This window comes from Bacteriovorax sp. Seq25_V (genome assembly GCF_000447795.1).
In the GTDB taxonomy this organism is placed as follows: Bacteria; Bdellovibrionota; Bacteriovoracia; order Bacteriovoracales; family Bacteriovoracaceae; genus Halobacteriovorax_A.
The window spans coordinates 95446-104154 of sequence record NZ_AUNI01000008.1 but is presented as its reverse complement, the minus strand read 5'-3'; the positions used below and the strand labels follow the sequence as shown (position 1 = coordinate 104154).

General features: G+C 36.5%; 8 protein-coding genes. 4 read left to right on the top strand and 4 right to left on the bottom strand.

The window, feature by feature from the left end; translation table 11 throughout:
* Positions 1-19: 19 nt before the first annotated feature.
* Positions 20-400 carry a response regulator gene (locus M900_RS01280; RefSeq protein ID WP_021272998.1) on the bottom strand — a complete coding sequence of 127 codons (381 nt, stop codon included), beginning with the start codon at positions 398-400 and terminating at the stop codon, positions 20-22.
* Positions 401-836: 436 nt separating this feature from the next.
* Here M900_RS01280 and M900_RS01275 point away from each other — a divergent pair, with 436 nt between their 5' ends.
* The 3 genes from M900_RS01275 (at position 837) to M900_RS01265 (ending at position 4887) form a co-directional block, all read left to right on the top strand.
* Entirely contained in the window at positions 837-1805 is a 969-nt protein-coding gene (locus M900_RS01275) for a ribonucleotide-diphosphate reductase subunit beta (protein ID WP_021273013.1), read from the top strand.
* Between the two features lie 4 nt (positions 1806-1809).
* Positions 1810-4173 (top strand): ribonucleoside-diphosphate reductase subunit alpha, encoded by a 2364-nt coding sequence (locus tag M900_RS01270; RefSeq protein WP_021272991.1) that lies wholly within the window; start codon positions 1810-1812, stop codon positions 4171-4173.
* 63 nt (positions 4174-4236) lie between these two features.
* Positions 4237-4887 (top strand): thiopurine S-methyltransferase Se/Te detoxification family, encoded by a 651-nt coding sequence (locus M900_RS01265; RefSeq protein WP_021272995.1) that lies wholly within the window; start codon positions 4237-4239, stop codon positions 4885-4887.
* Here the strand turns inward: M900_RS01265 and M900_RS01260 are convergent.
* Together M900_RS01260 and M900_RS01255 are read right to left on the bottom strand one after the other, a co-directional pair.
* Entirely contained in the window at positions 4856-5392 is a 537-nt protein-coding gene (locus M900_RS01260) for a hypothetical protein (RefSeq protein ID WP_021273009.1), read from the bottom strand. The genes M900_RS01265 and M900_RS01260 overlap by 32 nt on opposite strands.
* 202 nt (positions 5393-5594) lie before the next feature.
* On the bottom strand, positions 5595-6323 hold the full coding sequence (locus M900_RS01255; protein ID WP_021272973.1) for an ABC transporter substrate-binding protein: 729 nt from the start codon (positions 6321-6323) through the stop codon (positions 5595-5597).
* Between the two features lie 252 nt (positions 6324-6575).
* Between M900_RS01255 and M900_RS01250 the strand changes: the two genes are divergently transcribed.
* Entirely contained in the window at positions 6576-7313 is a 738-nt protein-coding gene (locus M900_RS01250; RefSeq protein WP_034730710.1) for a hypothetical protein, read from the top strand.
* A 36-nt stretch (positions 7314-7349) separates the two neighbouring features.
* Here the strand turns inward: M900_RS01250 and M900_RS01245 are convergent, their stop codons facing one another.
* Complete coding sequence (locus M900_RS01245; RefSeq protein WP_021272946.1) at positions 7350-8708, bottom strand: S8 family serine peptidase; 1359 nt, start codon at positions 8706-8708, stop codon at positions 7350-7352.
* Between the last annotated feature and the right edge of the window lies 1 nt (position 8709).

The window sequence follows — 8709 nt, the reverse complement described above, 5'->3', positions numbered from 1 at the left end:
CCCATTTAACTGGAGCAGTTTACGCAGCTTTCTTATCTGCAATAAGCTCTTTTATTGTCTCTAAGAATATCGGCGACTTGATATCACTCTTAGCAAAGACGTATTGAAACCCAAGAGTCATAAACTTCATCCTTGCCATCTCATCAACTGCTTCGCCAGTAATCATGATAAAGTTTGATTTCTTAAATAGAAGCTTTTGGCTCGCTTTAATTATGAGCTCATCCCCTCGCAAATCAGGCATGATATAATCAACAACAACACAGCATGGTGAATCGTTCTCTACAGCAACAATACCCTCATGAGGATTGGTGTATACACAATAGTTAAGCCCTTGATCTTTTAAAATCATGTCAAAAACTTTCTTCATAAACTTGTCGTCATCAATTACTATTAAATCCATCAAAACTCCGATGTTCACTTTTCGGCTTATTTTTAAAAAATTTAATAATATTTTATTGTTACACGCTGCACGAATCACCTATATCTTGTATCGTCAAAAAACTGTCCCCCACTATATATTGTGTAACCATGGTGCGTCATGGCCTTTTAAAACTGATAAAAAATTAGATGTAAGAATTTTTGAGATGATAATTTTTATACTTGTTTTGAAGTAGAGCTGAGCAAACGCCCCTATTTATCGTACGTTGCAAATGGCCGACCTTTTCACCTATGGTTTTTCGCGGCCTGTAAAGCTTGGAATAATAACCGTTTTGACTGGTTGTATATTGCATTTGGGACATCCTAAGAATAACATTAAATTAACACAACACACACGCTAAATAATTAAATTTAAGTATACGTTTAGAGACGTTTTGCACAAGTTAAGGAGGATTCTCGTGGACCCAATTCTAGCTCCAAATGAAGATAGATTTGTTCTTTTTCCGATTAAGTACCACTCAGTATGGGAGATGTACAAAAATCACATGGCGGTTTTTTGGACTGCTGAAGAAATTGACCTAGTACCTGACCTTTCTGATTGGGAAAAGTTAAACAACGATGAAAGACATTTCATTAAGCATGTTCTTGCATTTTTTGCAGCAAGTGATGGAATCGTTAACGAGAACTTAGCTCAAAGATTTTACAACGATGTACAAATCCCAGAAGCAAGATGTTTCTATGGGTTTCAAATTGCGATGGAAAATATCCACAGTGAAACTTACTCTCTTTTAATTGATACATATGTAAAAGACGCTGCTGAAAAAGATAAGCTTTTTCATGCAGTAGAAAACTTTGAATGTGTTTCTAAAAAAGCGAAATGGGCACTGAACTGGATTTCTTCTAAAAACTCATTCGCAGAAAGACTTGTTGCTTTTGCAGCTATCGAAGGTATTTTCTTCTCTGGTTCATTTTGTTCAATCTTCTGGCTTAAGAAGCGTGGATTAATGTCTGGTCTTTGTACTTCGAACGAGTTTATCTCTCGCGACGAAGGTCTACATTGTGAATTCGCAGTACTTATGCACTCACTGCTTTCTGATGAAGAAAAAGCATCTAAAGAAGCTATTACAAGAATTATGACTGAGGCCGTTGAGATCGAAAAAGAGTTTATTACAGAAGCGCTTCCAGTGTCACTGATTGGAATGAATGCTGACCTGATGACTCAATATATCGAATACGTGTGTGACTTCTGGCTTGATAGACTAGGATGTGACAAAGTTTTCAACTCGACAAACCCATTTGATTGGATGGAGCTAATTTCTCTTGAAGGTAAGACAAACTTCTTTGAAAAACGTGTTTCTGAATACCAAAAGGCAGGAGTTAAATCAGAAAAATCACTTAACAACTTTACATTAGACGCGGAGTTTTAATTTTATGTACGTATTAACAAGAAGTGGCGAAAGAGAACCATTAAAATTTGATAAGATTACAGATAGAATTGAAGGACTAACTTTTGGTCTAGATTCAAACCACATCGACTCAACACTTATTACACAAAAAGTAATTGAGGGAATCTATGATGGAATTACAACTAAAGAGCTTGATCAACTTTCTGCTGAAACTGCTGCATACCTAGCGACGAAGCACCCAGACTACAATACGCTAGCGGGAAGAATTGCTGTATCAAACCTACATAAAGCAACTCGTGGATGCTTCTCTGAAAACATCAAAGAGATGTATAACTTTGTGAATCCAAAAACTGGTGAGCACGCTCCTCTAGTTTCTAAAGAACTTTACGATGTTGTTATGGCAAATGCAGAAAGACTTGATACTGCAATTGATGACAAGAGAGATTTCAACTATGACTACTTTGGATTTAAAACGCTAGAGAAGTCTTACCTACTTAGAATGAATGGAAATATCGTAGAAAGACCAGGTCAAATGCTTATGAGAGTATCTGTTGGTATTCACATGAATGACCTTGATTCTGCGATTGAAACATATGATCTTATGAGTGAGAAATATTTCACACATGCGACTCCTACTCTGTTTAACTCTGGAACGCCTAAGCCACAGTTATCATCATGTTTCCTATTAACAATGAAAGATGATTCTATTGATGGTATTTACGATACATTAAAGCAAACGGCTTTAATTTCTCAATCAGCTGGTGGGATTGGTCTTTCGATTCACAACATCAGAGCTAAAGGTTCTTTCATTAAGGGAACTAACGGAACAAGTAATGGTATCGTTCCAATGCTTAAAGTATTTAACGATACTGCAAGATATGTTGACCAAGGTGGTGGAAAGAGAAAAGGTTCATTTGCAATCTATCTTGAGCCATGGCACGCGGATGTTTTCGATTTCTTAGAAATGAAAAAGAACACAGGTAAAGACGAGCAAAGAGCAAGAGATCTTTTCTATGCTATGTGGACACCTGACTTATTTATGAAGAGAGTTGAAGAAGATGGACAGTGGTCACTATTTTGTCCACACGAGTGTCCAGGTCTTGCTGATACTTATGGTGCAAAATTTGAAGAGCTTTACACTCGCTATGAAACAGAAGGAAAAGCGAAGAAAACAATTAGAGCACAGGACCTATGGTTTGCAATTCTTGAATCACAAGTTGAAACAGGCTCTCCATATATGCTTTACAAAGATGCTGCGAACGAGAAATCAAACCAAAAGAATCTTGGTACAATTAAATCTTCAAACCTTTGTACTGAAATTCTTGAGTATACAGCACCAGATGAAGTTGCGGTTTGTAACCTTGCTTCAGTTGCTCTTAACAGATTTGTTAAAGAAGAAAATGGAGTTAGAACATACGATCACGCGGAACTATTTAGAATCGTTTACCGTATGACTAAGAACCTTAACAGAATTATCGATGTTAATTACTATCCAGTAATTGAAGCTCGTAACTCTAACATGAGACACCGTCCAATTGGTCTAGGTGTTCAAGGTCTTCAAGATACATTCTTTATGATGAGACTTCCTTTTGAAAGTGATGCAGCTCTTCAACTAAACAATGACATCTTTGAAACAATTTACTTCGCGGCCGTGACAGCTTCTAAAGATGCTGCAGCTGTTGAGGGTGCATACGAAACTTATGAAGGTTCTCCAATGAGCCAAGGCATTTTCCAGTTTGATATGTGGAACCACAAAGCTCACTCTGGAAGATGGAACTGGGAAGAGCTAAAAGCCGAAGTTAAAAAGTATGGAGTAAGAAACTCACTTCTTGTTGCTCCAATGCCAACAGCATCGACATCACAGATTCTTGGGAATAATGAGTGTTTTGAGCCGATCACTTCAAATATCTATGTAAGACGTGTTCTTTCTGGAGAATTTGCTGTTGTTAATAAGTTCCTAGTAAAAGATTTAATCGAAGCAGGAATTTGGGATGATTCATTAAGAAATGAAATTATCGCTAACAATGGTTCAATCCAATCAATTGCAAGGATTCCTGAAGAGCTAAAAGCTCTATACAAAACAGTTTGGGAAGTTAAGCAAAAGCATGTAATCGACATGTCAGCTGGTCGTGGACCTTATATTGACCAAGGTCAGTCACTGAACATCCACATGCAAGAGCCAAACTTTGGAAAACTTTCTTCAATGCACTTCTACGCATGGAAGAAAGGTCTTAAGACTGGTATGTACTACCTAAGAACAAGAGCTGCAGTTAACGCTGTTAAGTTTACTGTTCAAAATGATACTCCAGCAAAGACGACTGAGGAGAATGCAGCTGCAATGGTATGCTCTTTAGAGAATCCAGAAAACTGTGAGATGTGCGGATCTTAATTAGATTTGATATATTATAAATCGGGGAGACATTGTTCTCCCCTTTTTTTATTTGGAAATAGCATGGAAAAAGAGTTGTGGCTTGAGGCCTGGAAAGAAAAAAGAATTGGGTTTCATCAAAGTGCTTATAATAAGACTATGGTCGAGCATTTTGAAAATATCGATTTAAAAGGTAAAACTGTACTGATTCCACTTGCAGGAAAAAGTCTTGATATTATCTACTTCCTAGAACGCGGAGCTACTGTCATTGCCAATGAACTCTCCCCTATTGCTGCCAAAGAATTCTTTGAAGAAAATAAAATTAACTTTCAAATAGAAAAAAATACTCATCATGAAATTTACCGCGCAGGAGATCTTCACTACTACCTCGGCGACTTCTTTGAAATGACGAAGCATGAAATAGGACACATCGACTTTCTGTATGACCGCGCATGTATCGTGGCCCTACCGAGTGACTTAAGAGTGAAGTATTTTGAAAAGATTAATCTTCTTATAACAAGAGACACTCACCTACTCATTCTTACCTATAAGCACGACGGCCCTAAAGAATTTGGTCCTCCATTCTATGTACCTGAGAATGAAATCAAGGAAGCTTATAGTAAAATGGGACACTCTCTAAGCCTCAATGAGGGACAGGTCACAAAGGCCGATGGACGATTCGAAGAAGCTGGAATGAAGAAGCTCATTCAACTAAAGTGGCATTCGAATATCTAAAATATTCATCCTCAGTCGGTGAGTAATATAGTTGATAATCGACTTCACTATCGAATGCAAAATAATTTGTATAAAAGACAAGTTCATCTGTCTCTTGTATTCGATTTTTTAGTGATAAAGAATTCACATTATCAGTAGTAGCAGTAAAAAACTCCTTGAGATGAAAATACCTAAAATCACCAAAGCTTGATTGATATTTGCTTGTTTGCATTACAAACGTATCATCATGCTCTTTATCTAACAAACAATGTCCTAATTCATGATAGAGAATCAACTCTACTTCTTCCAGTGATTTAAATTCATAATCAGGATCAACAAAGATATATTTATTTCCGTAATTTTTACCCGTTATAATTTTGGCCCCAACCTTTACGAGATCATTACTAGACTCTCCAATAATAACACACACAGCAACAACTGTAGCTGGATTCTTAACATTTGAATGTATAGGAAATAAATTAAAAACTTTTAAGGTATCCGTTGGATCATGAAAGGCAATTTTCACCTCTCCAACTTTTCTATTATTCCCAAAAAAAAAGCATATCTTCTCTGAATTGGTTTACAATAGGATTAAATCGATCATCATGTTCAGGGAGATCCATACCTAGACCACAGGAAGTCACGACAAAAAGAAGTAAAAATAGATATAGACGCATATCTTATTTTGTTAAGTAATAATTCAAAAGTCAATGAGAAGCAGGTACTTATTAATCGAGAGAATCAAGAAACTTATAAAACTCATCTTCATAACGAGCTTGTTCTTTTACTTTCTTTAAGGCCGTTTCATGTTTTTCGATCAACTTTTCGTGCCCTTTAGAAAAAACTGTATACAGGCCTATTGGATCACCAACGACAGGTATAACTTTATAGTCATTTTGAAGCTTCATTTTTTTTAGATGATATTTTAATGACAAATGGTCAGGAGAAAAGAAAGCATCTACTCGCTTATTTTTCATCATTTCAAGACATCGTTGAGTAATAAGCTCTCCTGTCATTTTAAAAAGACTATTCTTTAGTGATTTAAACTGCTCAGGGAGATAACCATCCTCCCAAACACAAATTTTAATATCTTCAAAGTTATATCTATCACCTTTAAAATTCTTAGACACAATAATTGAAGGAACCATGTCATAAAGAGCAATACGAGGATAATCAAACGCATTTAAACGTTTTGGATTCTTGGCAAGAAAAATACCAATATCAAGTTCCTTCTTAGTGAGTTTTGTAATAAGGCGAGGCAAAGGTAATAATTTGATATCAACACTATCAGTAGCGACTTCGGCCATAACCTTATTAAAATAATCAATGATTGGTCCACCAACCTTCTTATGTTGATCACCATAGGTATGAGGAATCAGTTCAAAAAAACCGACCTTCAAAGGCCTTGCTTGTAAGGCCAAAGAAATAAGAATCAGGAGGGTTATTTTTATTGCCATACTAAATGATATGACAGACCAAAAAACACAGCAACCACAGGAAAACTAGTAGCAGTTTGCACCATATCATTTTTTTACTTGTAAGAATATTAAGGCCATATCAGACAATCTTCATAAGATTTAGCTACTTAGCCTAAGATTTCACAATTAAATAAAAAGTAAGAATTTGAAGAAAAAGACAGCACGAGAAAAAAATCTTTTATCTTGTTTTTAAACATTGTACTACCAGAACAATAACTAATGGGAGGAATTATGAATAAGGTTTTATTGCTTGCACTCTTGGTATTTTCAATGACTGTCGAAGCACAGGAAAGAAATAACAGAGGAAATAGAGGAAATAACTCGGGAAGTAGAAATTCATCAGTTTCACGCTGTAATTCAAGAGATGGAAGTTGTGACACAAGAGGAACAAGTCGTTACGACAGAACAAGCCCACGTTCAGGAACATATACTTCAGACAGAAACAGAGACAGAGATAGAAACAGAAACTCTGGTTCAACAAGATACAATGACTACAATAGGGACACACGTCCAAACTACGACACGGGAAGATCACGTGACGGGAGTTACGACACAAGAGGAACAAGTCGTTACGATAGAACAAGTCCAAGATACAATTCTTACAGACATGTGCCAAACAGAACATACACTCATCATACGACGAGATACTATAGCTCACGCGACTACCAAAGAAACTATAGAAATTATGTATATCAAAACAGATGGCTAAGAATAACTGTTGGTTATTCAAACGGTTATTACTATTACAATGATTACCCATTCTATGTATATAATGGTTATTCACACAGATATAGCTATTATGACAACTGTGACTATGAACTAGTTGATAGCTACACAAATAGAGTTGAAAGAACATTCTACTCTTACTCATGTGCAATGGGGTACGATATGTGCGCCGACGTTAGAGATGATCTTAATGATTATGAGTGGGACAACAGATACTTCTGTGCAGAAAAATACGACTACTAAAAAATAGAAGGGCACATTTTGTGCCCTTTTTAATTTCTATTTAAATTGTGATGGTAGAGGAAGAATCATTCCTGGAACCATAACTGGCTTCAAGACAGACTCTGATGTTGGAACATCATTGACTTCGTTTAGAGAGATCTTGATCGCTTCATCAACAGAAGATGATCTTGAAATATCTGCAGCTCTTACTGCACGTCCAAGATTTACAATACCGTTTGTAATAACTTTTCCTGTAAGGAAGTCTTTCTTATCAACTGTTCCCATGATGATTTTCTTAACCTCAAGTGGAGAAAGCTCTGGGTTTGTATCAAGAATTTTTCCTGCTACACCAGCAACAAATGGCGCTGCTTGAGATGTACCTGATACTTGAATGTACTCATTCCCTGGAGCTGCTGATCTAATTGCAACACCTGGAGCAGCAACGTCTACCATCGTTTTTCCATAGTTAGAAAATGGAGCGATTGCATTGTAATCAATTGTAGCTGCAACAGAAATAACATTATCAGCTTGTACGTTAGTTGGACTTGTTGGGTATGTATCGTTATCAAGACCATCATTACCAGCGGCAAATACAAATAGAGTATTTGGTGCGGCCTTTGGCATTCTGATTCCTTCTTTTACAAGAGCATTAATGAAGTACTTTGCAAACTTTTCAACATCTTCCGGTGCTGGTTCTTTTTTCAGTACTTGTTTATAAACAGTTTCAACAATCATCTTAGCCTGAGGATAACCAGTACCAAAAGACCCATTGGCAACACGTGCTTTATGTCCATCTACGTAATAACCGATTTCTTCCATCATCGTCATTTGTTGAACAGCTAAGAAATCAATCGCCTTGTAAACAAGTTTTTCTACGAAACCTTTATCTGCACCTTCAGCAATTTTTTGTCCTGGAAGTTTCACTTCTGTTGGAATAAGTTTCACAGCAAGGATTTTTGCATCATCAGACTTCATTGCAGAAATACCAGCAACGTGTGTTCCGTGCATGAAGTTACCATAGATAGAAATTCTTTTAATGAACTCCTCGTTTTTCACGATAGTTCTCATCCAAGTTAGTTCTTCTTCTGTAACAGTTCCTTTAATCGCTTTCGCTTGTACCGTGAAGAACTTACGAATATCGTCATTTAATGTGCCAAGGTATTTATAATCGATTACTTGATTGTTTGATTCAGCAAAGTTCCAACCATGGATATCATCTTGGTAACCATTGCGGTCTTCATCACGTCCGTTATCAGGAATTTCAAGATCATTAACCCATGCCTTTGGAGCAATAAGTTCATGTTTCATATCTGTACCAGAATCGATAATTGCAATAGTAGCAGCATTCGTTGCAAAACCACTAAGAAGAGATAGAGTAACTGCAAAACGCGCAGTCGTTCCAATAATATGTTTCATT

Bases quoted from the DNA above. Each gene is read 5' to 3' on its own strand.
- M900_RS01255 (WP_021272973.1), bottom strand. From the start codon at position 6,323: ATGGCAATAAAAATAACCCTCCTGATTCTTATTTCTTTGGCCTTACAA.
- M900_RS01250 (WP_034730710.1), top strand. From the start codon at position 6,576: ATGAATAAGGTTTTATTGCTTGCACTCTTGGTATTTTCAATGACTGTC.
- M900_RS01245 (WP_021272946.1), bottom strand. From the start codon at position 8,708: ATGAAACATATTATTGGAACGACTGCGCGTTTTGCAGTTACTCTATCT.
- M900_RS01265 (WP_021272995.1), top strand. From the start codon at position 4,237: ATGGAAAAAGAGTTGTGGCTTGAGGCCTGGAAAGAAAAAAGAATTGGG.
- M900_RS01270 (WP_021272991.1), top strand. From the start codon at position 1,810: ATGTACGTATTAACAAGAAGTGGCGAAAGAGAACCATTAAAATTTGAT.
- M900_RS01280 (WP_021272998.1), bottom strand. From the start codon at position 400: ATGGATTTAATAGTAATTGATGACGACAAGTTTATGAAGAAAGTTTTT.